The sequence below is a fragment of the Streptomyces sp. NPDC036813 genome, assembly GCF_055609245.1.
Map to the genome: position 1 here is coordinate 456,403 of NZ_JBVJPV010000001.1, position 24,627 is coordinate 481,029.

General features: G+C 72.7%; 21 protein-coding genes and 3 pseudogenes. 17 read left to right on the top strand and 7 right to left on the bottom strand.

Annotation, left to right across the window (positions count from 1 at the left end):
- Positions 1 to 13: 13 nt before the first annotated feature.
- From ACZ67Q_RS01930 to ACZ67Q_RS01990, 13 genes are all read left to right on the top strand, one after another.
- Positions 14 to 2,122, top strand: a complete 2,109-nt coding sequence (locus ACZ67Q_RS01930; protein WP_471175171.1) for a phage holin family protein — start codon at positions 14 to 16, stop codon at positions 2,120 to 2,122.
- Positions 2,123 to 2,251: 129 nt separating this feature from the next.
- Positions 2,252 to 3,628 (top strand): amino acid permease, encoded by a 1,377-nt coding sequence (locus ACZ67Q_RS01935; RefSeq protein WP_471175173.1) that lies wholly within the window; start codon positions 2,252 to 2,254, stop codon positions 3,626 to 3,628.
- Between the two features lie 118 nt (positions 3,629 to 3,746).
- Complete coding sequence (locus ACZ67Q_RS01940; RefSeq protein ID WP_471175174.1) at positions 3,747 to 4,172, top strand: OsmC family protein; 426 nt, start codon at positions 3,747 to 3,749, stop codon at positions 4,170 to 4,172.
- Positions 4,173 to 4,503: 331 nt separating this feature from the next.
- A complete protein-coding gene (locus tag ACZ67Q_RS01945) occupies positions 4,504 to 5,499 on the top strand; it encodes an AfsA-related hotdog domain-containing protein (protein ID WP_471175176.1) in 996 nt (331 codons plus the stop codon).
- Positions 5,496 to 6,545 carry a beta-ketoacyl-ACP synthase III gene (locus ACZ67Q_RS01950; RefSeq protein WP_471175178.1) on the top strand — a complete coding sequence of 350 codons (1,050 nt, stop codon included), beginning with the start codon at positions 5,496 to 5,498 and terminating at the stop codon, positions 6,543 to 6,545. The genes ACZ67Q_RS01945 and ACZ67Q_RS01950 overlap by 4 nt, the downstream gene beginning before the upstream one ends.
- Before the next feature lie 133 nt (positions 6,546 to 6,678).
- The gene (locus ACZ67Q_RS01955) at positions 6,679 to 6,918 is read left to right on the top strand and encodes an acyl carrier protein (protein WP_471175180.1); all 240 of its coding nucleotides are present in this window, start codon (positions 6,679 to 6,681) and stop codon (positions 6,916 to 6,918) included.
- The gene (locus ACZ67Q_RS01960; protein WP_471175182.1) at positions 6,915 to 8,147 is read left to right on the top strand and encodes a beta-ketoacyl-[acyl-carrier-protein] synthase family protein; all 1,233 of its coding nucleotides are present in this window, start codon (positions 6,915 to 6,917) and stop codon (positions 8,145 to 8,147) included. Before ACZ67Q_RS01955 ends, ACZ67Q_RS01960 begins: the two co-directional genes overlap by 4 nt.
- Positions 8,148 to 8,166: 19 nt before the next feature.
- The gene (locus tag ACZ67Q_RS01965) at positions 8,167 to 9,132 is read left to right on the top strand and encodes an aldo/keto reductase (protein ID WP_471175184.1); all 966 of its coding nucleotides are present in this window, start codon (positions 8,167 to 8,169) and stop codon (positions 9,130 to 9,132) included.
- Positions 9,133 to 9,136: 4 nt separating this feature from the next.
- Entirely contained in the window at positions 9,137 to 9,997 is an 861-nt protein-coding gene (locus ACZ67Q_RS01970) for an HAD family hydrolase (protein WP_471175186.1), read from the top strand.
- On the top strand, positions 9,984 to 11,021 hold the full coding sequence (locus tag ACZ67Q_RS01975; RefSeq protein WP_471175188.1) for a 3-oxoacyl-[acyl-carrier-protein] synthase III C-terminal domain-containing protein: 1,038 nt from the start codon (positions 9,984 to 9,986) through the stop codon (positions 11,019 to 11,021). The genes ACZ67Q_RS01970 and ACZ67Q_RS01975 overlap by 14 nt, the downstream gene beginning before the upstream one ends.
- A 61-nt stretch (positions 11,022 to 11,082) precedes the next feature.
- Positions 11,083 to 12,651 (top strand): MFS transporter, encoded by a 1,569-nt coding sequence (locus ACZ67Q_RS01980; protein WP_471175190.1) that lies wholly within the window; start codon positions 11,083 to 11,085, stop codon positions 12,649 to 12,651.
- On the top strand, positions 12,648 to 14,162 hold the full coding sequence (locus tag ACZ67Q_RS01985) for an FAD-dependent monooxygenase (protein ID WP_471175192.1): 1,515 nt from the start codon (positions 12,648 to 12,650) through the stop codon (positions 14,160 to 14,162). Before ACZ67Q_RS01980 ends, ACZ67Q_RS01985 begins: the two co-directional genes overlap by 4 nt.
- On the top strand, positions 14,159 to 14,548 hold the full coding sequence (locus ACZ67Q_RS01990) for a PPOX class F420-dependent oxidoreductase (protein ID WP_361627128.1): 390 nt from the start codon (positions 14,159 to 14,161) through the stop codon (positions 14,546 to 14,548). Before ACZ67Q_RS01985 ends, ACZ67Q_RS01990 begins: the two co-directional genes overlap by 4 nt.
- Positions 14,549 to 14,571: 23 nt before the next feature.
- Here the strand turns inward: ACZ67Q_RS01990 and ACZ67Q_RS01995 are convergent, their stop codons facing one another.
- A complete protein-coding gene (locus tag ACZ67Q_RS01995) occupies positions 14,572 to 15,105 on the bottom strand; it encodes a cysteine hydrolase family protein (protein WP_471175194.1) in 534 nt (177 codons plus the stop codon).
- A gap of 64 nt (positions 15,106 to 15,169) precedes the next feature.
- On the opposite strand from ACZ67Q_RS01995, the gene ACZ67Q_RS02000 reads away from it, so the two are divergent.
- The 4 genes from ACZ67Q_RS02000 (at position 15,170) to ACZ67Q_RS02015 (ending at position 21,329) form a co-directional block, all read left to right on the top strand.
- A complete protein-coding gene (locus tag ACZ67Q_RS02000) occupies positions 15,170 to 16,069 on the top strand; it encodes an alpha/beta fold hydrolase (protein ID WP_471175196.1) in 900 nt (299 codons plus the stop codon).
- A gap of 22 nt (positions 16,070 to 16,091) precedes the next feature.
- The gene (locus ACZ67Q_RS02005; RefSeq protein WP_471175198.1) at positions 16,092 to 16,436 is read left to right on the top strand and encodes a hypothetical protein; all 345 of its coding nucleotides are present in this window, start codon (positions 16,092 to 16,094) and stop codon (positions 16,434 to 16,436) included.
- Positions 16,437 to 16,767: 331 nt separating this feature from the next.
- The gene (locus ACZ67Q_RS02010) at positions 16,768 to 20,028 is read left to right on the top strand and encodes an AfsR/SARP family transcriptional regulator (RefSeq protein WP_471175199.1); all 3,261 of its coding nucleotides are present in this window, start codon (positions 16,768 to 16,770) and stop codon (positions 20,026 to 20,028) included.
- Positions 20,025 to 21,329, top strand: coding sequence for an MFS transporter (locus ACZ67Q_RS02015; RefSeq protein WP_471175201.1), 1,305 nt, complete (start codon positions 20,025 to 20,027; stop codon positions 21,327 to 21,329). Before ACZ67Q_RS02010 ends, ACZ67Q_RS02015 begins: the two co-directional genes overlap by 4 nt.
- A gap of 7 nt (positions 21,330 to 21,336) precedes the next feature.
- On the opposite strand, the pseudogene narI reads toward ACZ67Q_RS02015, so the two are convergent.
- From narI to ACZ67Q_RS02045, 6 genes and pseudogenes are all read right to left on the bottom strand, one after another.
- Positions 21,337 to 21,916 (bottom strand): annotated as a pseudogene (gene narI / locus ACZ67Q_RS02020) (respiratory nitrate reductase subunit gamma).
- On the bottom strand, positions 21,913 to 22,407 hold the full coding sequence (narJ, locus tag ACZ67Q_RS02025; protein ID WP_469807723.1) for a nitrate reductase molybdenum cofactor assembly chaperone: 495 nt from the start codon (positions 22,405 to 22,407) through the stop codon (positions 21,913 to 21,915). The pseudogene narI and the gene narJ overlap by 4 nt, the downstream one beginning before the upstream one ends.
- Positions 22,407 to 22,589 (bottom strand): annotated as a pseudogene (gene narY, locus ACZ67Q_RS02030) (nitrate reductase subunit beta); the annotation flags it as partial. The pseudogene narY and the gene narJ, both read right to left, overlap by 1 nt.
- Positions 22,580 to 22,795: pseudogene (locus ACZ67Q_RS02035) on the bottom strand (hypothetical protein); the annotation flags it as partial. The pseudogenes narY and ACZ67Q_RS02035, both read right to left, overlap by 10 nt.
- 129 nt (positions 22,796 to 22,924) lie before the next feature.
- A complete protein-coding gene (locus tag ACZ67Q_RS02040) occupies positions 22,925 to 23,740 on the bottom strand; it encodes an SAM-dependent methyltransferase (protein ID WP_471175202.1) in 816 nt (271 codons plus the stop codon).
- A 13-nt stretch (positions 23,741 to 23,753) separates the two neighbouring features.
- Positions 23,754 to 24,620: a helix-turn-helix domain-containing protein gene (locus ACZ67Q_RS02045; RefSeq protein WP_471175203.1), complete on the bottom strand. Its 867-nt coding sequence runs from the start codon at positions 24,618 to 24,620 to the stop codon at positions 23,754 to 23,756.
- Positions 24,621 to 24,627: the final 7 nt, after the last annotated feature.

Consider the following 24,627-nt stretch of genomic DNA (forward strand, 5'->3'; position numbering starts at 1 on the left):
AGGTTGGTGTGCCGTGTGGGGAGGGCGTTGGGGGCGGGTGTTCGGGCAGGTGGGGCGCAGTGTCGTCGTGTGGGCCGCGTCCACCGTGACCATGCTCGTGCTCGCCGGGCTGCTGCCGGACTTCCAGTTGCAGTCCGCCGACGGTGACAGCGCGACCCGTATCGCCGTGACCGCCGCGCTCGGTGCCGGGGCGTTCGGTCTGCTGTCGGCGCTCGTGTGGCCGTTGCTCGTGCGGTTGCTGCTGCTCGTGCCGGCCCTCCTGCTGGGGCTGCTGGTGTTCTTCCTCAACGGGTCGTTGCTGTGGCTCGCCCTGCGGATCAACCCCTCCGGTGACAGCGCCGCCGCTCCCGAGACGGCCGTCATCGTCGCCGCCGTGATGTCCGCCGTGGCCTCCGCGACCGGCGCCGCCCTCGCGGTGCGGGACGACGACGCCTACCGGCGCCGGCTGCTGCGGCTCGCCAGCCGCCGGCGCCGGCGCGGGCCGCCCTGCCCGTCCGGGCCCGGCACCGTCTTCCTCCAGCTGGACGGCGTCGGCCACGACGTGCTGCGGGACGCCCTGGCCAAGGGGCTGATGCCGACCGTCAGCCGCTGGCTCGGCGAGCCCACCCACCGGCTCACCCCCTGGCGCACCGACTGGTCCAGTCAGACCGGTGCCAGCCAGCTCGGCATCCTGCACGGCTCCAACCACGACGTACCCGCCTTCCGCTGGTACGAGAAGGACACACGGGAGGTGATGGTCTGCAACCGGCCGTCGTCGGCGGCCGAGCTGCAGCGCCGTGCCGTCGCACGCACGCATGACGGCGGGTTGCTCACCGCCGACGGCGCCAGCCGCGGCAACCTCTTCAGCGGCGGGGCCGACGAGAACGCCCTGGTGCTGTCCGTGTCCGCCCGTATCGGCCGCGCCAACCGTTCCCGCGTCGGGTACTTCGCCTACTTCTCCGACCCGGCCAACGCCGTCCGCACCGCCTTGTCCTTCGTCGCCGAGGTCGGCCGGGAGATCGGTCAGTCCGTCCGGGCCCGGCTGCGCAGACAGCGGCCGCGGGTCGGCCGCGGCGGTCTCTACCCCTTCGTGCGCGCCTTCGCCACCGTCGTCGAACGCGACGTCGTCGTCGCCGCCGTCATGGGCGACCTGCTGGCCGGCCGCACCAGTGTCTACGCCGACCTCGTCGCCTACGACGAGGTCGCCCACCACTCCGGCCCGGCGAGCCGCGACGCCGAGAAGGTGCTCCAGCGGCTCGACCGGTCGCTGGCGCTGATCGAGAAGGCCGCCGAGCATGCCCCTCGGCCCTACCGGATCGTCGTGCTGTCCGATCACGGGCAGAGTCCCGGGGAGACCTTCCGCTCCCGCTACGGGCTCACGCTCGGCGACCTGGTGCGGGCCGGGTGCGGACTGCCCGTGCCGCGCCGTGCACGGCGCACCCGCAGCGGCGCCGAGGCGCGCAACGCGGTGCGCGCCGCGCTGCGCCGGCCCGTGGAGGAGGGCGGCGAGCAGCACCGGCCGTCCGGGCGGCGTTCCGAGCCGATCGTGCTGGCCTCCGGCAACCTCGGCCTGGTCTCCTTCCCGGACGTCGCGCACCGCATGACCAGGGAGGAGATCGACATCCGCCACCCCGCGCTGCTGCCCACCCTCGCCAACCATCCCGGCGTCGGTTTCCTGCTGGTGCGCAGTGCGGAGCACGGTGGGGTGGTACTCGGTGCGCGGGGGGCCGAGATACCCGTCGAGGAGCTGAAGGACGGCTGCGGGCCGCTCGCTCCCTTCGGGGCCGGCGCGGCCGAAGCCGTGCGCCGTACTCATTCCTTCCCGCACGCCGCCGACATCATGGTCAACTCCTCCCACGACCCCACCGACGGCGAGGTGCTCGCCTTCGAGGAGCAGATCGGCTCCCACGGCGGCCTCGGCGGCGCCCAGAGCCGGCCCTTCCTGCTGTCGCCCCTGACGCTGTCCGCGCCCGTGGCCGACGGGGCGGATCTCGTCGGCGCCGAGCACCTGCACCGGGTGCTGCGGCGCTGGCTGCGCGAGGCGGACGGCCCTCAGGTACCGCTGGACGATTCGCGGTACGAGAGCCTCGGGGGCGCACCTTTTACGGCGCCCGACCCGGCCGTACAGGACAAAAGCGCGTGATTTGGAACGGCTCGAACCGGTGACCGAACATGGTCGGTCGTCCGGCGATCCCGGACACCGGCCCGGCAGCTCCACGGGCCGCCCGGCGACCCCCGGGCCACCCAGCACGTACGAGAGGCGCACCTGCCCATGCACGACTCCGGAACCGTCCCGGCTCCGGCCCCCGAGGCGACCGCACCCCGGTCCGCGTCGGCACCCGAGAAGCACGCCCGGCGCTTCGGGCTCCCCGTCGCCACCGCCCTCGTCATGGGCAACATCATCGGCGGCGGCATCTTCCTCCTCCCGGCCTCCGTGGCCCCGTTCGGCACCGTCAGCCTGCTCGCCTTCGGTGTCCTGACGCTCGGCGCGATCGCGCTGGCCCTGGTCTTCGGCCGGCTCGCCGAGCGCGATCCGCGCACCGGCGGACCCTACGTCTACGCCCGCGAGGCCTTCGGTGACTTCGCCGGCTTCCTCGCCGCGTGGGCGTACTGGATCACCACCTGGGTCTCCAACGCGGCCCTCGCCGTCGCCGCCGTCGGCTACCTCGACGTGCTGATCCCGGTCAACGACCACAAGTGGAGCGCGTGCCTGGCCGCGCTCGTCATCCAGTGGCTGCCCGCCCTGTCCAACTTCGCCGGCAGCCGGTACGTCGGCGCCGTGCAGCTGGTCTCCACCGTGCTGAAGTTCGCACCGCTGCTGCTCGTCGCGGTCGGCGGCCTGTTCCACTTCGACGCGCGCAACCTCGGTCCCTTCCAGGCGGGCGGCGGCAGCACGCTCGGCGCGATCTCCGCGTCCGCCGCGATCCTGCTCTTCTCCTACCTCGGCGTGGAGTCCGCCGCGGTCAGCGCCGGCGAGGTGCGCGACCCGCGCCGCAACGTCGGCCGCGCCACCGTGATCGGCACCGTAGGCGCCGCCGTGGTGTATCTGCTCGGCACCCTCGCCGTGTTCGGCACGGTCGCCCACGACCGGCTGGTGCACTCCACCGCCCCGTTCTCCGACGCGGTGAACGCCATGTTCGGCGGCTCCTGGGGCGGCTGGGCCGTCGCGCTCGCCGCACTCGTGTCGATGACCGGCTGCCTCAACGGCTGGACCCTGCTGAGCGCCCAGACTCCCTACGCCGCGGCCCGGGACGGGCTGTTCCCGGCCGCGTTCACCCGCAAGCGGCGCGGTGTGCCGACCGTCGGCGTCGGCGTCACCGTCGTCCTCGCCTCCCTGCTGACGGTCTACAACTACACGGCCGGCTCGGCGCGGGTCTTCGAGATCCTGGTCCTGGTCACCACCTTCACGGCCACCGTCCCCTACCTGCTGGCCACCGCCGCGCAGATCCACCACCTCGCCCGGGGCGAGCAGGTCGACCGGGTGCGGCTGGTGCGCGACGCCGTCCTCGCCGCCCTCGCCTTCGGCTTCTCGCTGTGGCTCGTCGCGGGTGCCGGATACGCGGCCGTCTACCAGGGCGTGCTGTTCCTCTTCGCGGGCGTTCCCGTGTACGCGTGGCTCGCGGCGCGGCGGCAGCGCGGCGCGGCGTGAGAGGCCGTCCCGCGCGGGCGGCATGAGGGCTCATCCTGCGCGTGCTGCGTGGGGAAATGTGATCGGATGGGGGCCAAGGGAACCCGCTTCGGCGGGACCACACGCGAAAGGAAGAATCGTGGCCACCACGCGTACCGCACACACCGTCTGGGAAGGCAACCTGCTCGAGGGCAACGGTGTCGTCACCTTCGACTCCTCCGGCATCGGTCAGCAGCCGGTGTCGTGGCCGTCGCGCGCCGAGCAGGCGAACGGCAAGACCAGCCCGGAGGAGCTGATCGCCGCCGCCCACTCCAGCTGCTTCTCCATGGCTCTGTCGCACGGTCTGGCCGGGGCCGGCACCCCGCCCACCAAGCTCGTCACGTCCGCCGACGTCACCTTCCAGCCCGGTGAGGGCATCACCGGCATCCACCTCACCGTCGAGGGCACCGTCCCCGGCATCGACAACGACGCCTTCGTCGCCGCCGCGCAGGACGCCAAGGCCAACTGCCCGGTCAGCCAGGCACTGAAGGCCGTACCGATCACGCTGGACGCGAAGCTCGCCTGAGCCCACCCCCCGGCACCTCTCACACCGGCGCGGACCGCCCCCGGACTTCCGGGGACGGTCCGCGCTGTCGTTTCCGCGCCGTCATTTCCGCTCTGCCGCTGCCGTGCTGTCGTTTCCAGCGTCCCTCGAGTCAGCTTCCTTTCGCGCTCGAGCCGGCCTCCTTGCAGGCGCGAGTCAGCCTCTTACACGCTCCGACAGTGGCGCGACAGAAGCCGTGGCTAGTTTTCTTCGCATCCGCCGCGGACGGGTTCGTCCAGCGGCGCACCACCACGAGATGCCGAGAGCGCCGGCGCGGGGATCGCCGCGTTCTCGAGAGAGGGGCTACCCACCGATGACGGTGACCACCAGTGCCTTCACCCCCGGTCTGCGCGAGCTCGAGTTCGTCCGGTCGGTCGACCGGCGCCTGCTCCACCGCCGGGCCCTGTCGGAAGTCTTCCTCACCGACACCGCGGCGGTGGACGGGCAGCGCTTCCTCGCGGGCGCCCAGCTCCCCTCCTCTCACGCCTACTTCACCGATCACTTCGGACACACGGTGGTCGACCCGATGCTCCTCCTGGAGTGCGCCCGCCAGGCCGAGACCTGCGGCGCGCATCGCCACCTGGGCGTCGACGACGACACGAAGTTCGTCCTCCAGTCGTGGTCGATGCGGCTGCCGGGCCTGTTCCACGCACACTGCGGTGACCCGGCCGAACTGACCATGGACGTCACCACGGACCGTCCCGCCGGGGCGAGCGCCCCCGCGCGTTCGGCCGCGTACGAGATGCGCTTCCTCCTCGGGGGCCAGGAGGTCGGCGAGGTGCGCATGGCGGTCGGCTACGTGTCGTCGGCGGCGTACTCCGTCATCCGGTCGAAGCGGCGCGGCAGCCCGCCCGTCTCGTCCGACGACGTCGCGGCCGTGCCGGCGACGGTCGACGCGCCGGACGTCGGGCGCGCCAGTGCCGTGAACGCCCTGCTGACCGAGCCGGTGCGGGACGGTGACGGCATCGTCGCCGGCGTACGGATCCCCACCGACAACCCCAGCATGTTCGACCACGCGCAGGACCACCTGCCGGGGATGGTGCTCACGGAGGCCGCGCGTCAGGCAGCCCTGCTCTGCGGCGCCCGGCTCCTCGGACAGCCCGCGGACGCCACCACGATGACCGGATTCGACCTCGCCTTCACCAGGTTCGCCGAACTCGACGCACTGACCACGGTGAGCGTCAGCCCCGGGCACGAGCGCGAGGGGATCCGCACCTTCCGGGTCGCCTTCCGGCAGAACGGTGAGGAGATCGTGTTCGGCACGGTCGAGACCGCGGCCGTGCCCGCCTCGCACCGGAGGGCCCGGTGAGCGCACGGGCGGCGGTGCTGGCCGGGCTCGGCGGCTGGCTGCCGCCGGTCAGGGTCACCAACGACGACCTCGCCCGGGAACTCGACACCAGCGACGAGTGGATCACCACCCGGACCGGGATCCGGCAGCGGTTCGTCGTCCCGCCGGGCCTGTCCACCTCGGGGGTGGCGGTCGAGGCGGGGGCGCGGGCGCTGGGTTCGGCCGGTGCCGACCGGGTGGACCTCCTCGTCCTCGCCACCAGCACCCCGGATCACCCGTGTCCGGCCACCGCGCCGGAGGTGGCCGGCCGGCTCGGTCTCGGCGAGATCCCCGCGTTCGACGTGGCCGCCGTGTGCACGGGGTTCGTGTACGCGCTGGCCACCGCGTCGAGCATGATCAGCGCGGGGGTGGCCGACAGCGCGCTGGTGATCGGCGCCGACACCTTCTCCACGATCCTCGCCCCCGAGGACCGCACGACCAGGGCGATCTTCGGGGACGGCGCGGGTGCCGTGGTGCTGCGCGCCGGTCACCCGGAGGAACACGGTGCGCTGCTCGGGTTCGACCTGGGCAGTGACGGCTCGCAGGCCGACCTGATCACCGTGCCGGGCGGCGGATCCGAGTACCGCTCGAAGGGACTCACCGAGCCCGGCGACGCGTTCTTCGCCATGCAGGGCCGTTCGGTGTTCCGCAACGCCGTGACCCGGATGAGCGAGTCGTCGCTGCGGCTCGCGCAACGCCTCGACTGGCCGGTCGAATCGGTGGACCGGCTCGTCGCCCACCAGGCGAACATCCGCATCCTGTCGGCGGTCGGCGCGCAACTCGGCCTGTCCGGCGAGAAGGTGGTCGCCAACCTCGACCGGGTCGGCAACACCGTCGCCGCCTCCATCCCGCTGGCCCTGACCGACGCGGTGGCCACGGGGTCGATCGTCCCCGGCCACCGGGTGCTGCTGTGCGGTTTCGGCGGAGGCCTCACCTGGGGGGCCGCGGCTCTGCGGTTCCCCGAACTGTCCGTCGAACCGCTGCCGTACCCCACCTCCGCCCCGGCCGAGCTCGCCCACGCGAGCTAGCCCGCCCGGCCCACGGCCCGCGTACGCCGGTCGCTCCATCCATCCGTAGACACCGGCACATCTGCAGACCCCGACACATCCGTAGACACCGACACATCCGTAGACACCGACGCACACAGAAGAAGGCAGAACCATGAGCGCGATCCACGAAAAGCTGACCGGTCTCCTCGTCACCCAGCTCGGCGTGCCCGCCGGGAAGGTCGAGGCGGGCATCTCCTACAAGGACCTCGGCCTCGACTCGCTCGCCCTGATCGAACTCACGATGATCATCAACAAGGAGCTGGGCACCGACCTCGGCGACGACCTCCTCCAGGGCGAGACGACGATCGCCGAGACCGTCGAGCTCATCGAGTCCCAGGGCGTGCCGGCGTGACCGACTCGTCCAAGGGGGCCGTGGCGATCACGGGTCTCGGACTCGTGACCCCGGCCGGCCTCGACGCGCGGACGAGCTGGGAGCGGGTGTGCTCCGGCCGGCCGACCGCCGCCCCCGATCCCGAACTCGCCGGTCTCCCGGTCGACTTCTCCTGCCGGGTGCCCGGCTTCGACGCCGGGGCGCTGCTCGGGCCCGCCGGCGCGTGGCGCCTGGACCGCTTCACACAGCTGGCGATCGTCGCCGCCCGCCAGGCGGTGGCCGACGCGGGTCTCGACCCGGAGAGCTGGGACGGCACCCGGGTCGGTGTCATCGTCGGCAACTCCCTCGGCGGCACGGCCACCTGGGAGGAGCAGCACCGCCGGTTCCTGCACGACGGGCCGAAGAGCGTCTCCCCGCTGACGGTCCCCATGGGGATGTCGAACATGGTCGCGGGCCATCTGGCCATCGACGTCAAGGCGTACGGGCCGAGCATGGTCACGGCCACCGCCTGCGCGTCCGGGAGCAACGCGATCGGCCTCGCCCGGGATCTGCTGCGGTCCGGCACCTGCGACGTGGTGCTCGCCGGAGGGGCCGAGGCCGCGCTGACACCCGCGACCATCACCGGCCTGACCCGGATGGGCGGCCTGTCGGGGCGGCGTGAGGACCCGGCCGCCGCGTCCCGGCCGTTCGACGCGGCGCGCGACGGCTTCGTCGCCGCCGAGGGCGCAGGGATCCTCGTGCTGGAGCGGCCCGAGGACGCGCGGGCGCGGGGTGCGCGCAGCTACGCCGACGTCGTGGGCTTCGGCTGGTCGTCCGACGCACACCACGCCACCGCGCCCGATCCGAGTGGTGCGGGCATGGAACGTGCCCTGCGCGCCGCACTCGCCGACGCGGGGGTCGGCGCGGGCGACGTGGACCACGTGAACGCGCACGGCACGTCCACCCCGCTCAACGACGTCACCGAAGGGCGCGTGCTGCGCCGGGTCCTCGGCGAGCGGGCGCTGGTCACGTCGACCAAGGGCGTCACCGGGCACACGCTGGCGGCAGCCGGCGCCGTCGAAGCCGCCTTCACCGCGCTGGCACTGCACCACCGGTCGGTCCCTCCGACGGCCAATCTCACCGAGCTCGATCCCGAGATCGACCTGAACATTCCGACGGGCTCGGCGGCCACGGCGGACCTCCAGGTCGCGGTGAGCACGTCGCTCGGATTCGGCGGGCACAACGCCGCACTCGTACTCGCGGCCGCCTGACAGGAAAGGGAGGAAAGAAATGCGCCTGAGGAATCTGGGCAACACGGGATCCAAAATCGGCAGCGTCGGCCTCGGGTGCATGGGCATGAGCTGGCTCTACCAGGAGTCCGCCCGGGACGACGAACGCTCCATCCGGGTCATCAACGAAGCACTCGACCTGGGCGGCAACCTGCTGGACACGGCCGACCTGTACGGGGCGGGCCACAACGAGACGCTGCTGGGCAGAGCCGTCGCGAGCCGCAGGGAGGAGGCCGTCGTCGCGACGAAGTTCGGCATCGTCCTGGACGACCTGAAGGCGCGCGAGGCCCACCGCGACAACTCCCCGGCGTATCTGCGCAGGGCGGTGGAGGCCAGCCTGCGGCGGCTGAACACCGACGTCATCGACCTGTACTACGTCCACCGCATCGACCCGGCCGTGCCGCTGGCGCAGACGTGGGGGGCCATGGCGGAACTCGTCGAACAGGGCAAGGTGCGCTGGCTCGGCCTGTCCGAGCCGACCGTGGCACAGGCCCGGGAGGCCCACGCGATCCACCCGGTGACCGCCGTGCAGTCCGAGCTGTCGCTGTGGACGCGCGATGCCCTGGAGGGTGAGGGGGGCGGTGTCGTCGGCTGGTGCGAGAGCGTGGGGGCGAGCTTCGTTCCGTTCGCTCCGCTGGGCCGCGGCTTCCTCACCGGGACGCTGCACGCGGACCAGTTCGAGGACACCGACTTCCGCGCGGCCAGCCCGCGTTTCCACCGCGCCGCGATGGAGGCCAACCAGCGCATCGTCGACGTGGTCCGTGAGGTGGCCGACCGCCGCGCGGTCACGCCCGCCCAGGTCGCCATCGCCTGGACGCTCACGCAGGGCGAGCGGGTGGTGCCGATCCCCGGCACGAAGAACTCCCGCTATCTGCGGGAGAACCTGGCCGCGGCGGAGGTCGACCTCACCGCGCAGGACCTGGCCGACCTGGACGCGCTGCCCCCGGCCCACGGAAGCAGGTACTGAGCCCATGAGCGCCACCACCCGACTCCCTGCGAGCGAGGAGGCGAGCGGCCCCGCGGGCCCGGTCCGGATCGCGTTCTTCGACGTCGACGAGACGCTCATCGGCCTCAAGAGCATGTTCGCCTTCCTGGAGTTCCACCTCGCCGACCTGGCGCGCTACCGGGCGGTCGCGGACGCCCTGACGCGTGCGGCACGCGACGGCGTGCCCCGCGAGGAGACCAACCGGGCCTACTACCGCGCGTACGCCGGGATGGAGCGGGCGGCGGTCGCCGAGAGCGGGCGGCGCTGGTTCGCCGGCGCGCACCGGCGCGCCGGGTTCTTCCACCGGGAAGCCGTGAGCGAACTGCGCCGGCTGAAGGGGGAGGGATACCGCGTCGCTCTGGTCTCCGGTTCCTTCCGGGCCTGCCTCGACCCCATCGCGGAGTACCTCGGCGCGGACCACGTGCTATGCAGCGAGCCCGAGGTGGTCGCCGGCCGCTACACGGGCGAGGTGCTCAGCACCGTCATCGGCGAGGGCAAGGCCGTGGCCGCCCGCGCCCTGATGGACCGTTCCGGGGCCCGTCCCGAGGCGTGCGCGGCCTACGGCGATCACGCCTCCGACCTGTCGCTCCTGTCCTGTGTGGGCCGGGCGGGGGTCGTCGGGGACGACCCGGTGCTCGTGGAGCACGCCGGCCGCCACGGCTGGACGAGGTTCCCCGCAGCCGCCGGGTCCGCAGCCGCAGCACAGGGGAGTGCGGCTGCGGACCCGGCCACCGGCCCGCCCGCCCCGGCCACCGGCCCGCCCGCCTCACGGGGAGCCTTCACGCCGTCACCACCATCCGCTCCATCCACCTCGAGCACGGAGGAACTCACCGATGCGACTCGGTAACGGGCTGGGAATCCGGGCCGTCACGACCTGGCTGCCGCAGACCGTCGAAACCGCCCAGGACGCCCTCACCCGCGGCAGGATCAGCGAGGAGGACCTGAGGAACACCGGTGTCCTCGAGGTCCCGGTGGCGGACACGGTCTCGGCACCGGACATGGCGGTGGCCGCCGCCCGGGACGCGCTCGCCGCCGCGGGCTGGGACGGGGCCGCCCTCGGCTTCACCACCCACGCCTGGATCCACCACCAGGGACACGACTTCTGGTCGCCCGCCCACTACGTGGCGCACCGCGTCGGCGCGGTGCGCGGGGTGCCGCTGGGCATCCAGGTGATGTGCAACGGCGGCGGAACCGCGCTCGAGGCGGCCGCCTCCCGGCTCCTGGCCGACCCCGCCACGGGCTCCGCACTCGTCACCACCGGCGACCGCTTCCCCGACGAGGGGTTCGACCGCTGGGCGGGCGACTACGGCGTCTTCTACGGCGACGGCGCCACCGCCCTCCTGCTGCACGAACGCGACGACAGCGTCGACGAGTTCACCCTGCTCGGGTTGTCCAGCGCCGCGGTCTCGGCGGCCGAGGGGCTGCACCGCGGCCGGGACGAGTTCACCCCGGCCGGCCGCTGGATCAGTGACCGGATCGACGTCAGGCGCACGAAGAAGGCGTACATCACCGACGCCGGCCTCGACGGCTTCTACAGCGGGGTGTCCACTGCGCTGCGCACCGTCGTCACGACCGCGCTGGACGAGGCCGGCCTCGACGTGGACGACCCGCGTATCAGCCTCCTCGCTCTGCCCCGGGTCGGCATCAAGGTCCGCCGGGAGACCTACCACCCGGCGGTCGAGGGCCTGACCAAGGCGCAGATCGTCGAACTGGGCGACCGCACCGGTCACTTGGGCGCCGGCGACATGGCGGCGAACCTGACGGCGATCCGGGAGCAGGAGCTGCTCGCGCCGGGCGACATCGCCCTCGCGATCTCGGCGGGCGGAGGCTTCGGCTTCACCTGCGCGGTCGTCGCCCGTCCCGCCCGCTGACCCCACCTCTTCGTCCTTCTCCGCATACCCCCATCACCCCCCCACGAAAGGGAAACGTTTCATGAGCACGGCTCGTCCGGACACCGCACGCGGTAATCCGACGCTGACTCTCGCCGCGGTGTGCCTCGCCGTCCTGGTGCTGCCCGCCTCGCTGACCGGCACCTCGGTCGCCCTGCCGGACATCAGCTCCACGCTCCACGTCGGGCTCGCGCCGCTCCAGTGGGTGGTCAACGCCTACAACCTCGCCTTCGCCTGCTTCATGCTGGGCTGCGGCTCGCTCGCGGACATCCTGGGCCGGCGCCGGATGTTCGCCGCCGGAACCGTGCTGTTCGCCCTGTCCAGCCTGGCCAGCGCGGTGACGTCGAGCATCGTCGTCCTCGACGTGGCCCGTGCGCTCGCCGGACTCGGGGCCGCCGCGGTGATGACGGCGGGCGCCGCGATGCTCGCCACGACCTTCCAGGGCGCCGCGCAGGCCCGTGCCTTCGCGGTCCTCGGCTCGTCGGCCGGTGCCGGTCTGGCGCTCGGCCCGTCGACCGCGGGTGCGCTCGTCAACGCCTTCGGCTGGCGTGCGGTGTTCGTGTCGCACCTGGTCGTCGCCGTAATCGTGCTGTTCGCGGTGCCGGCGATGCCCGAGTCGAGGAACCCCGCCGCGACCAAGGTCGACTGGGCCGGCACCACGACCTTCACGCTGTCGCTGTTCTGCCTGATGTTCGCCATCGTCCAGGGCCCCCAGCGGGGCTGGACCAGTGCTGCGACGCTGCTGCTGTTCGCCTCCGCGGCCGTGCTGATGGCCCTGTTCGTCGTCGCCGAACTGCGCCAGCGCCAGCCCATGTTCCAGCTGTCGCTGCTGGGGCAGGGCCGCTTCATGGCGGTGTCGCTGATTCCCGTCGCGCTCTCCTTCAGCTTCGTGTGCCTGCTGGTGCTGCTGCCGACGTACTTCACCTCGGCGGCGGGGATGAGCATCAACGCCTCGGGCGCCACGATGATGCTGCTCACCCTGCCCGTCCTGGTGGCGCCGCTCGTCGTCAGCAAGCTGGTCAAGAACGGTGTCTCCACCCGGCTCGTGCTCACCCTGAGCCTCGTCGTCGCCGCGCTGGGTGCCGGCTGGCTCACGCTGATCGCCCCGGACGTGTCGGTGGCCACGCTCGCCGGTCCGCTGCTGCTGCTCGGCATCTCGATGGGCATGACGGCCGGTCTGGTCGACGGCGTGGCGATCACCTCAGTGGAGCCCACCCAGGCGGGTGCCGCCGCGGGCATGTTCAACACGATGCGGCTGGCCGGTGAGGCGTTCGCCATCGCCGTGATGAGCGCCGTGCTGCTCAACTCGACGCGCTCGCACATCGCCGACGGCCTGCCCGGCGTGCCGGGGGCGCAGGGTGCCGACGCGGGCGCCCTGGCCGACCGCGTGATCAGCGGTGACCTGGCCGGAGCCGCCGGCACCGTCGCCGGCTCCGCACGCTCCGGCTTCCGTGCCCTGCTGACCGGCGGCTACACCGACGCTCTGCACCTGGTGCTGTGGGTGGTGGTCGCCATCTGTGCCGCGAGCGCCGTGCTGGTGGGCGTGATGCTGCGCGAGCCCGCCCAGCAGGCGGCACCCGCCGAGCCCGCCCCCGAGAAGGCCGCCGTATGAGCACCCCGGCGGATGCGCTGCCCGTCCTCGTCACCGGTGCGGGACCGGCCGGGCTGACCGCGGCGACCGAACTCCTCCGGCGTGGCGTACCGGTGCGCTGTGTGGACAAGGCCGACGGCCCCACCACCCTGTCCAAGGCGCTCGGCCTGTGGCCGCGGACCGTCGAACTGATCCACCGGGTCGGCGGAGAAGACCTGCTCGCCGCCCGCGCGCTGCCCCAGTCGCAGATGCGGTACTACTCGGACGGGAAGGTCATCGCCGACCTGCGCTACCGTCCCGAGACCCAGCCCCTGATCTGTCCGCAGCCGGACATCGAGGAGGTGCTGCGGGCCAACCTCGCCACCGTCGGGGGAGCCGTGGAGTGGGCGACCGAACTGCTCGGCTTCGAACAGCTCGGCGACCGGGTGCGGGCCAGACTGCGCGGCCCGGACGGCACCGAGCACGAGCAGGAGTACGCCTACCTGGTGGGAGCGGACGGGGCGAGCAGCACCGTCCGCGGGCACCTGGGCGTCGGCTTCGAGGGCTCCACGTACGAACTGCGCTTCGTGGTGGCCGACGTGAGGGTCGACACCCGTTTCGACCACCGTATGACGCACTACTTCTGCTCGCCGCGGGGCATCCTCGTGGCGTGCGGCCTGCCGGACGGACGCTGGCGTGTGTTCACCTCGGCGCCCCCCGGCGTCACCCGGGAGGACATCGACCTGGCGGCGGTGCAGCGGCTGGTCGACGAGCGCGGGCCGGGCGGCATCCGGCTGCGCGACCCCGACTGGATCAGCGTCTTCGACGTGCACGCCCGGCACGCCGAGACCACCCGGGTCGACCGGGTCTTCCTGATCGGGGACGCCGCGCACATCCACAGTCCGGCGGGCGGCCAGGGGCTCAACACCGGTGTCAACGACGCCCACAACCTGGCGTGGAAGCTCGCCCTCGTCTGGCACGGGCGCGGCGCGCGGCGGCTGCTGGACACGTATGCCGGCGAGCGCGGGGACGTGGCGCGCGCGGTGGTGCGCCAGGCCGACGTGCAGACCAGGCTGTGGCTGCTGCGCAAGCGGCACCAGGTCGTGCTGCGGGACAACGCGCTGCGGGTCGCCTCCGGCCTGCGCCTGTTCGACATCGCCTACATACCCTGGCTCGCCGGTCTGCGGACGAAGTACCGCGCCGACGCGGCGGCCGGGGGCAAGGTCGCCGGCTTCGTGCCCGGTGCGCTGGTGCCGAAGCCGCTGCGCGGCCGCCTCGACGACCTGCGCCACACGTTGATCGTCGCCGGGCAGCCGGACGAGGAGACGCGGGAGCTGACACGCTGGTGCGCGGACCGCCTCGGCGTCGTCCTCGACATCCGCTCCGTGGCCCACCGCGGCCGGCCGGCCCTGGTGCTGGCCCGCCCGGACGGCCACGTGGACATCACCGCCAGGGACGCCCGCGCGATGCGGGCCCGACTGACCGATCTGTTCCGGCCCCTGTTCGACAGCCGGCAGGACACACAAGAGAAAGTGAAGGCACACACGGCATGAGTCTCATTCCGGACAGCCACCGGGACCTGCTGGAACGGCCGCTCTTCGGTCACCTGGCCACGATCCGCCGGGCAGGCGGACCGCAGGTGAACCCGATGTGGTTCTCCTGGGACGGCGAGTACATCCGCTTCACCAACACCACCATCCGCTACAAGTACAAGAACATCACGGCGAACCCCCAGGTCGCGGTGTCGGTCAACGATCCCGAGCAGCCCTACCGCTACCTTGAGATCCGCGGCGAGGTGGTCCGCATCGACGACGACTCCTCGGCGGAGTTCTTCGCGCAGCTCGCCGAGCGGTACGGCATGAAGCTGGACGGCCCGCCGCCGGACGCCGCGCACCGCATCGTGTACGTGGTCAAGCCGACGGCGGTCAGCTACCAGTAGCGGCCCGGCCGCAGGCCGCCGGGTCAGCTCCCGGCAGCCTGCGCGGCCAGGAGGTCGGCGAGGGGGGCGGTGCGCGCACCGGACGCGGCGAGCCGGTCGAGGGCCTCGCGGTGCTGCGCCTCGCTCACGCTCGCGGTGGCGTCGGAGACGACGACCACGTCGTAGCCCAGGCGCACCGCCGTCGCGGCCGTGGCGGCGACCCCGTGTGCGGTGGACAGCCCGGCGACCACCACCTCGGTGACCCCCTCGCGGCGCAGGATGCCGTCGAGTTCGGTGCCCTCGAAGGCGTCCAGGCCGTTCTTGGTCACCACGTGGTCGCCGGTGCGCGGCGCGCAGGCCGGGACCAGCTGGTTGGGGGCGGCACCGATGCCGCCGTCGGCGCCGTCGGCGCGTACGTAACGGACGAGGACCACGGTCGAGGAGCCGGTGTCCGCGACATGCTCCCGCAGCCTTCCGCACACGTCGGCCACGGCGTCACCGCTGATCGGCTGCCACGGCATGTCGACGATCCACCGTTGCAGATCAATCAGGACAAGTGCCGTGCGGGCGCGGGTCATGTGTTCCCCCAGGGACGGATGATCGGCGGTCCCGAGGCACACTACCAAGGGGAAGTACAGCCCAGTGGAGAGGCCAATCACGACGCGGGACGGGCTGCGGCTGTGGACGGAGACGTTCGGCAGCCGCCGTGATCCGGCGGTGTTGCTGGTGATGGGCGGTACGGTGCCCGGCATCGTGTGGCCGGACGAACTGTGCCGACTGCTGGCAGCGGACGGCTACTTCGTGGTGCGCTACGACCACCGGGACACCGGCAGATCGGGCAAGTCCGTGGGGGAGTACGACCTTTCGGCGCCGGCCTCGGACGCCGCCGAGGTGATCACCGGGCTCGGGCTGGGCCGGGCGCATGTGGTGGGCCAGTCGTTCGGCGGCATGGTGGCCCAGCTGCTCGCCCTCGAACGGCCCGGACTCGTCCGGTCCCTGGTGCTGCTGTCCAGTTCCCCCGACGCCAACGGTGACGTGTCGCGCCCGCCGCGCACCGGACTGCCCGGTCCGGGCCCGGCGATGGTGGACCGGGTGGCCCGGCTCTCCGCGTCGCCGCCGCGCGGCCCCGAGGAGTTACTGGCCGCCGCGGTCGACGGCTGGCGGGTGCTGGTCGGCCCCGCCGTACCGTTCGACCGGGCCTACTGGGAGGACCTGGTCCGGCGTGTGATGTCCCGCGGGGAACTGCCCGACACCTCCGGGCGCCATCTGACGGCCCTGGACCGGACGCCCCCGCTCACCGACCGGCTCGCCGCCCTCGACGTGCCGACGCTGGTCGTGCACGGCGAGCAGGACCCTGTCTTCCCGCCGGAGCACGGTGAGGAACTGCGCCGGGTGATCCCCGGCGCGCGCCTGTGGCGCATCGCCGGCATGGGCCACATCTTTCCCCCGCACTGGTCGCCGGTGATCCGGGAGCTGATCGTCGACCACCTCCGCCGGTCCCACCCGTCGGACCACAGCGGCCGGCGCACGCGCCCCGCCTGATCCGGGTACGAAGGAGACTGTGATGCGCCGTCACCTGACGGGCCGGACCGCTTCCCTGCGTCCGCAGCCGAGAGCGCGGGTGGGCGCGGCGTCGGCCACCTGCTTCCCGTACGGCGGTGGCCGCCAGGCAGCGCCGCCCTGCGGGTCCGATGCCGACGCCGGTCTCCCGTACGCGCCTGCGGCCGGTGGGGTCGTGCCGCCGCCGCAGGAAGAGCCCGCACCACCGGACGGCGGCACCGCTCGGGCGGACGCGCAGCGGGACTTCCTGCGGGCACTGCGCACCCCGCGGCCTCTTTATCCGCGCGACGACCCGGCGTCGTCGGACCCGCTGACGACGGCGATCCGCTGGTTCACCGGAACGGGGTGAGCTGTGCGACGAACCTTCCGATTCGCCCACGCGCCGCGTCGCCGAGGAGTTCGCCGTGTGATCTTCCGAACAACCTGCGGTCACCGGGCTGTCACCGGTCTCCCTTATTCTGTCAACCGCACAACCCGACCAGACCCCTGAAGTGCGCATTTCCGCAATGATGCGGTGCGTGTGACGGGGGCGGTTGTGCACAGCCTACGGGGGAAGGCAAGAACCGCACATGGCAAGAACGGAATATGTCCCATCGCAGAGTGCTGCCCTGCACCGCGACGGGAACAACTTCGGGATTCTCGGACCGCTCTCAGCGTCAATAGCCGGCAATGAAAAGGTCATGGATTCCGGAAAACTCCGGGTCCTCCTGGCCGCCCTCCTGCTGCGGGCCGGAGCCGTGGTCGACAACGACCGCCTCGCCGACTGGCTGTGGGACGAGCGCAAGCCGTCGAACCCGCGCGGGGCGCTGCACACGTATGTACGCCGTCTGCGGCTGCTGCTCGGCGACGCGAGCCTGGTGGAGACCGTGGCCGGCGGCTACCGGATCGACCTGCGCGAAGACGAACTCGACCTGACGCGGTTCCGCCGCCTGGTCCTGACCGCGCAGCAGACGACGACGCCGGAGGAGCGGGCGCGGCTGCTGGGCGAGGCACTGAGCGTGTGGCGCGGGGCGCCGCTCGCCGACATCCCCTCGGACTCGTTGCGCCAGGACGAGGTCCCGGCACTCGAGGACGAGCGGCTCGGCGCCCTGGAGGCGTACTTCGAGTCGGAGCTGCTCCTCGGCAGGCACGCACAGCTCGTCAAGGAGCTGCGCACGGCCGCGATGGACAACCCGCTGCGGGAGAACTTCTGGAGCCTGCTGATGCTCGCCCTGTACCGCTCGGGGCGGCAGGCGGAGGCACTGGACGTCTACCAGCAGGCCCGCCGCGAACTGGTGGAGCAGCTCGGCATCGAGCCCGGCGAGCGGCTGCGCGCGCTGCACACCGGCATTCTCGAATCGGACCCCTCGCTGGCGGCGCCCGACGGGCCGCGCCCCGGCGTGGACCGGGTCGTCACCGTGCCCGCGCAACTGCCTCCGCTGGCCCTCGGGTTCGTCGGGCGTGACGACATCGGCGCCCGGGTCGAGGCGGCCCTGCCCCCGGCGCCGGACCGTACCGGGGTCCCCGTCGTGGTCCTGTCCGGGCCGCCCGGCGTGGGCAAGACGGCGCTGGCGGTGTGCCTCGGCCGGCGTGTGCGCGCCGCGTTCCCCGACGGGCAGCTCTATGTCAACCTGCGCGGCTACGAGCGGGGCGGGGCGTACGCGCCGCTCCCGCCGGACCAGGTGCTCTCGCAGTTCCTGCGCAGCCTCGGGGTGCCCGCGGACCAGATCCCGGTCGACTCGGTGGAGCAGGCGAACCTCTACCGCTCCAAGCTGACCGGGAAGAACGTCCTGGTGGTGCTGGACAACGCCTCCAGCGCCGAGCAGGTGCTCCCGCTCATCCCGGGCGACGCGGGATGCTCCGTACTGATCACCAGCAGACGGCAGCTGCGCTCCCTCGCGGTGACCCACGGCGCCCAGGTGATCGGCGTCGGCACGCTCAGCCCGCGGGAATCCGCCGAACTGGTCACCGGCATGGTGCGTCAGGCCGGTGTGTCCATCGGGCCGGACGTGGTCGACGAAGTGGCCGCGCTGTGCTCCTACCTGCCGCTCGCGCTGCGCATCGCCGCCGCCAACCTCATCAGCGCCCCGGGCGGGCAGACCGACGTGTACCTGGAGAGTCTGCGGCGGGGCAACCGCCTCGCCGCCCTCTCCGTCGACGGGGACACGGCGTCCGCCGTCTCCACGGCCATCGCCCTGTCCTACGACGCCATGACGCCGGACGACCGCGCCGTCTTCCGGCTCACCGGGCTGTTCCCCGGCTCCGACTTCACTCCCGCCGCCGTCTCGGTGCTCGCCGACATCAGCGAGGCGCAGGCGCGGTCCGGTCTGAGCCGGCTGGAGACCGCGAGCCTGCTGCAGCAGACCGCACCGGGCCGCTACCAGTTCCACGACCTGCTGCGTGAGTACGCGCAGGACCGCGCCCTGGAGGAGAACTCCGCGCAGGAGCGGGCCGAGGCGCTCCAGCGGCTCGGCGGGTGGTATCTCGCGGGCGCCTGCGCCGCCGCCGACGTGCTGTACTCGGAGTTCGTCCGGCTTGCCGATCCGGCCCGGCCCAGCGCGACGTTCGACGCGCCGCGATTCCGGGACGAGAGCCATGCGATGGCCTGGCTGCTGGCCGAGCGGCGCAACCTCATGGCGTGCGTGCGCCACTTCGGCACGCACGGCCCGCACCACCTCTCCTGGCGTCTGGCCGACGCGCTGCGCGGCTTCTTCTGGACGGGCAAGTACCGCACCGAGTGGGACGAGACGACCCGCATCGGCCTGTCCGCCGCCGAGTCCCTGGACGACGAGCCCGGCGTCGCGGCGATGCACCGCAGCCTCGCCAACCTGTACAACACCCTCGGCGACTACGAACGGGCCATCGCACACCAGGAGAAGAGCCTCGCGCTGCACGACCGGCTCGGCATGGCCGAGGAGGTCGCGGCCACGCTCAACAACATGAGCCTCGCCCACCTCAGCCTGGGCCGGGGCGCGCAGGCCGAACAGGCGGCGCGGCAAGCCCTCGACGTCTCGCACAGCATCCTCTCGCCCCGGCTGGAGGCCACCACCCAGGGCCTGCTGGGGTTCATCCACTGGACGCAGGGCGACATGGTCCGGGCCACCGAGTTCCTCACCGCGTCGCTGGCCACCGCCGGCACGCTCGGCCTGCACCACATCAACTCCTACAGCCTGCGCAACCTGGGGCTGGTACGCCAGGCCACCGGCGAGCTGTCCGAGGCGAGGTCCTGCTTCACGCGTGCGCTGAAGGCGTCCGAGTCCATCGACTCCTCCTACGACCGGAGCATCTCGCTGTACGGGCTCGCCCTGGTCGACCTGGACCTCGGCCGGCACGACAGCGCGCTCGAGTCCGCGCAGCGGGCGCTGAGTTCCTTCCAGGAGTGCGGCGACCGCACCTACGAGGTGCAGACGCTGTGCCTGCTGTCGGCCATCAGCGCGGGTCTCGACGCGCTGCCGGAGTCGGCCCGTTACGCGGGCAGGGCGCTCGAAGGGGCCCGGCAGATCCGTTACGTCGACGGGGAGGCGTACGCGCTGGCCCGCCTCGCGGTCATCGACCGGCTGCTGGGCGGCGACCAGGCCCACGGACACGCCGAGGCGGCCCGCTCGCTCGCCGAGACGAACGCCAACCGCGTCGCCCGGAGCAAGGTCCTGCTGGAACTGGCCCCGCTGTATCTGAGCCTGGGCGATCCGGACCGCGCCGAGGAGTGCGCGCAGCACGCGCTCGCGCTGTCCCGGCCGACCGCGCAGCGCCTGAACGTCGCCCGGGCCGAGCACGTCCTCGGCACGGTCGCCGCGCTCGGCGGCGACCACCCTCGGGCGGCCGCGTACTGGACCCGGGCTCTGGCGGTGTTCACCGAGATCGGCGCCGCCGAGGCCGACGACGTCCGCACCCGGCTCGACACCGGCCCGTCACCGGAGCCGGAGCACATCAGGACGACCAGGAAGACCGGGGCCGTATCGTGAGCACCCTTGCCCTCAGCACGACGACGCCGACTGACACCGGGCGGGGCGGGCTGCGCCGGGTGATCGTCGCCTCGGTCGGCAACGCCATGGAGTGGTTCGACTGGGGCGCGTTCGTGACGTTCGCCGCGTTGCTCGGCGCGCAGCTCCAACCGGCCGGTGACACGGCCACGAACGTCCTGCGGACGCTGTCGGTGTTCGCCGTCGGGTTCCTGTTCCGGCCGCTCGGCGGGGCGCTGATCGGCGCCTACTGCGACCGCCGCGGGCGCAGCGCCGCGCTGCGGCTGTCCCTGCTGATGATGGCGGGCGGCAGCCTGCTGATCGCCCTCGTCCCGCCCTACCGGTCCGTCGGCGTCCTGGCGCCGGTGCTGCTGGTGGTGGGCAGGGCCGTGCAGGGGCTGTCCGCGGGCGGCGAGGGCGCGGCGATGAGCACGTACGTCAGCGAGACCGCGCCGGCCGGGCGCCGCGGCCTGTACTCCAGCGCCATCTACGTCAGCACCACACTCGGTACGCTCGCGGCGACGCTGCTCGCGCTGGCGCTGCACGCCACGCTCACCCCCGCGCAGCTGGGCAGCTGGGGCTGGCGCGTGCCCTTCGCGCTCGGGGCGCTGCTGGCCCTGTACGGCTGGTATCTGCGCGGGCGGATGGAGGAGACGCCCGTCTACGGCGCGGTCCGGGAGCGACCGCGCAACCCGGCATGGCAGGCGGTGCGCAGGCACCCACGGGCTGCGGCCCGGGTGGTCGGCTTCACTCTGGGGGCGACCGTCGTCTACTACACCTTCGCCGCCTACCTTCCGCTGTACGCCCAGCTCAGGTACGGGATGTCGGCGAACGCCGCGCTGTGGGCCGGGGTAGCCGCCCAGGTGGTGTTCATGGCCGCGCTGCCCGTGCTCGGCATGGCCGCCGACCGGTTCGGGCGCCGTCCGCTGCTGCTGGTGTTCGGCTGCGGGTTCGTCTGTCTGTCGCCGCTGTTCATGGGGGTGCTGTCGGGCTCGGCCGTGCGGCTGTTCGCGGTGATGACGGCCGCGCTGCTGCTGTTCGGCTGCTATGCCGCGGCCGCGCCGGTGGCGACGCTCGAGATGTTCCCCACCGCCCTGCGCTCCAGCGGGGTCGGGCTGCCGTACGCGCTGACGGTGGCCCTCTTCGGCGGCAGCGCCCCCTATCTGATCCAGTACCTCGCCGCGCACGGTCACGCCGACTGGTACCGCTGGTACGTGGCCGCGCTGTGCCTGGTCAGCACCGTGTCGTTCGTCGGGTACCGCGAGACGAAGGACGTGGACCTGACGGCCGTCGGACGGACCTGACCGCTCCTCAGCCGCCGGTCCGCTCCCAGCCCCGCCGCTCCGGGCGCGGCCCCAGGCGGCGCGGGTCGCGGCTGCGGTAGACGACGTACGGCCGGAACAGGTACTGCACCGGCGCGCTGAACATGTGCACCAGCCGGGTGTACGGCACCAGCGCGATCAGCGCCATGCCGACCACCGCGTGCACCTGGTACAGCACCGGCACACCCTCCATCAGATGCGTCATCGGCTGGAGGGTGAACAGACTGCGCGCCCAGGGGCCGATCGTCGTGCGGTAGTCGTAGCCGTTCCCGGAGGCGTGGGTGAGCTTGGCGGCCATGCCGAGCCCGATCGCGGCCAGCAGCACAAGGTACATGAGCTTGTCGTTGACCGTGGTGGCCCGGAACACCGGCGCCTTGGTGCGCCGACGGTAGACGAGCTGGGCGATCCCGGCGACCGTCGCCACCCCGGCGGCGGTGCCGCCGTACAGCGACAGCAGGTGAGGAGCGGGTCGTCCAGCCGAACTTGTCGTAGCGGTGGCGCCAGTACAGGCCGGCCACCAGCAGGGCGAACGCGATGTAGGGCAGGGCGCCCCAGAGCAGGGTGGTCATCGGCGCACCTCGGTACGGGCGGGCGGCAGCGCGGCGCACACGGCGTCCAGGACGGCCGCGTACGGGGTGCCGAAGGCGGTGAGCCGCGCCCGGAGCTGCTCCAGCCCGTCGCGGTACTCGGTGAGCAGCCCGGTGTCGCCGGTGCGGGAGGTGAACTCCAGCACCGCGGGCAGGAAGTCCGGCAGCTCCTCGTCGGTGAACTCCAGGCCGTGCGCCCGGTACTGCTCCTTGAAGCGGACCAGCGACATCCCGCGGCGCCGGGTGTCGCCGTCGCGCCACCAGCTCAGGTACAGGCTGTGGCGGTTCTTCAGGTCGAACACCCGCACGTAGTGCGCGGCCAGCTCCTGCGGCTCGGTGACGGCCGCGTGGTCGGTGAACTCCCGCAGCTGCGGCGCCGCCTCGCGCAGCAGCGGCAGCCGGGCGAACAGGTCGTCGTCGGGATAGGTCAGGCAGAGCGCGGCCGCCTGGTACAGCACGGCGTCCGAGGGCATCAGGGTGCCTCCTTCGGGTGGGCCACCTCGGCTTCGTCGTCCGCGGTCTGCCTGCGGCGCAGCAGGTGGAAGTTCTCCACGGACACCAGCGGGAGCCTGCGGCGCCCGGAGTCGCCGCCGAACGGGCCGTCGCCGCCCATGCCGGGGCCGCCGTGGAACTCCAGCGAGCACTCACCTTCCAGCGGCACGAGCCCGTGCAGTTCACGCCGTGCGTGGAGTCGACGACCTTGTCGTGGCTCCACCGGTCCCGGTAGAAGGCGTCGGCCTCCCGGCCGCCGGTCAGCTCGAGGCTGTGCAGGTCCGGCGCGGGCTTGCCCGGCCGGAAGAACCGGCCGGCGCGCAGCAGGGCCGCTCCCGGCTCGGTCGGCGGTATGCGCGTGTCGGTCACGGGCCCTCCCTCGCTCACCTCAGGCTCGACGCTAGGGGCGGCCGGGTTCGGGCACCTGTCCAGCGCATCCGTACGGGTCAGCGGGACCGGTGGGCCTCGGGGAGGGGGGAGGCGGCGGACGTGCGCCGGTCAGGGCTTGCGGGCGACCCCCGCGTACACGGGCACGATGCCTTCCGCCTGGGCGGCGACGTCCACCGGCTCCGGGCGCCAGCCGGTCACCGGGATCACCCCCGGGCCCAGCAGTTCCAGCCCGTCGAAGAAGCGGGAGAACTCGGCGAGCGACCGCGGGAAGAACGGGGTGCCGCCGCGCCGGAAGTTCTCGGCGGCCTTCTCGATGGCCTCCGGGTTCAGGTCCGGGGTGACCTGGGACAGGATCAGATGGCTGCCGGGGGCGAGCGCGTCGACGTACCGCTCGACCAGGCCGTGGACGTCGTCCCCGTCCGGGTCGGCGCTCAGGTAGTGCGTGAGGGCGACCAGCGACAGCGCGACCGGCTGGTGAAGGTCCAGCGACTCGGCGGCCCGGGCGAGCAGGGCGTCCACGTCGCGGACGTCGGCGTGCACATAGTCCGTGGTGCCCTCCGGTGTGCCGCGCAGCAGCGCCTCGGCGTGCCGCAGCACGATCGGGTCGTTGTCCGCGTACACCACTTTTGCCCGCGGATCCACGCCCTGCGCGACCTGGTGCAGGTTGGGCTCGGTCGGGATGCCCGTGCCGATGTCCAGGAACTGGCGGACGCCCGCCTCGGCCGCCGTGCGCACCGCCCGGTGCATGAACCGGCGGTTGGCGCGGGCGCCGCGCACCACGGTGCCGTCGACGGCGAGGATCCGGCGGGCCAGTTCCTCGTCCACCGGGTAGTTGTCCTTGCCGCCCAGCCACCAGTCGTACACGCGGGCCGGGTGCGGCCTGCTCGTGTCGACGCGGGGCGCCGCGGTCTCGGATCCGCTCATGCGCGGGCCTCGCCTAGCTCAGTCGGTCACGGTGGTCCGCGAGGATCTTCTTCGTGCGCTCGGCCGACGCGGCGTGCGTCGTCAGATGGTCCAGCACCTCCAGGTGCACCGACACCTCCGAGCGCGAGTCCAGGTACAGCGCGCCGCTGAGGTACTCGGAGACCACCATGTCGGGCAGCTCCGGCTCCGCGAAGCGGAACAGCGAGAACGGCGCGTACGTCCCCGGGTGCGGGCCGGAGGCGAACTCGGCCACCTGCAGCGTGACTTTGTCGCGCTCGCCGAACTCCAGCAGCTTCTCCAGCTGCTCGCGCATGATCGCCGGGTCGTCGCCCACCGGGCGCAGCAGCACCGTCTCGTCCATGACCACCCACAGATGGGGCGCGTCCGGGCGCTCCAGCAGCCGCTGCCGCTCCATGCGCAGCGTCACATGCCGCTCCGTGGCCGCCGGGCTGCGCCGCCCGATCGTGCCGGACTCCAGCACGCCACGCGCGTAGCCCTCCGTCTGCAGCAGCCCCGGCACGAAGTGCGGCTCGTAGGAACGCATGAGCCTCGCCGCGCCCTCCAGGCTGACGAACAGACTGAACCAGTCCGGCAGCACGTCGTGGAAGCGCTGCCACCAGCCGGGCCGGTTGGCCTCCTCGGCCAGCGCCACGAACAGCGCGGCCTCCGCCGCACCGACGCCGTACGTCTCCAGCAGCACCTGCACGTACGGGATCTTCAGCGCGACCTCGGCCGTTTCCATCCGCCGCACGGTCGCCGGAGCCACCCGCAGCACCTGCGCGGCCTCCTCACGTTTGAGCCCGGCCGCCTCCCGCAGCTCCTGCAACCGCCTGCCGAGCACCACCTGGCCCACCGTGGGCGCGGGCCGCCGCTCGCTCACGCTGTCC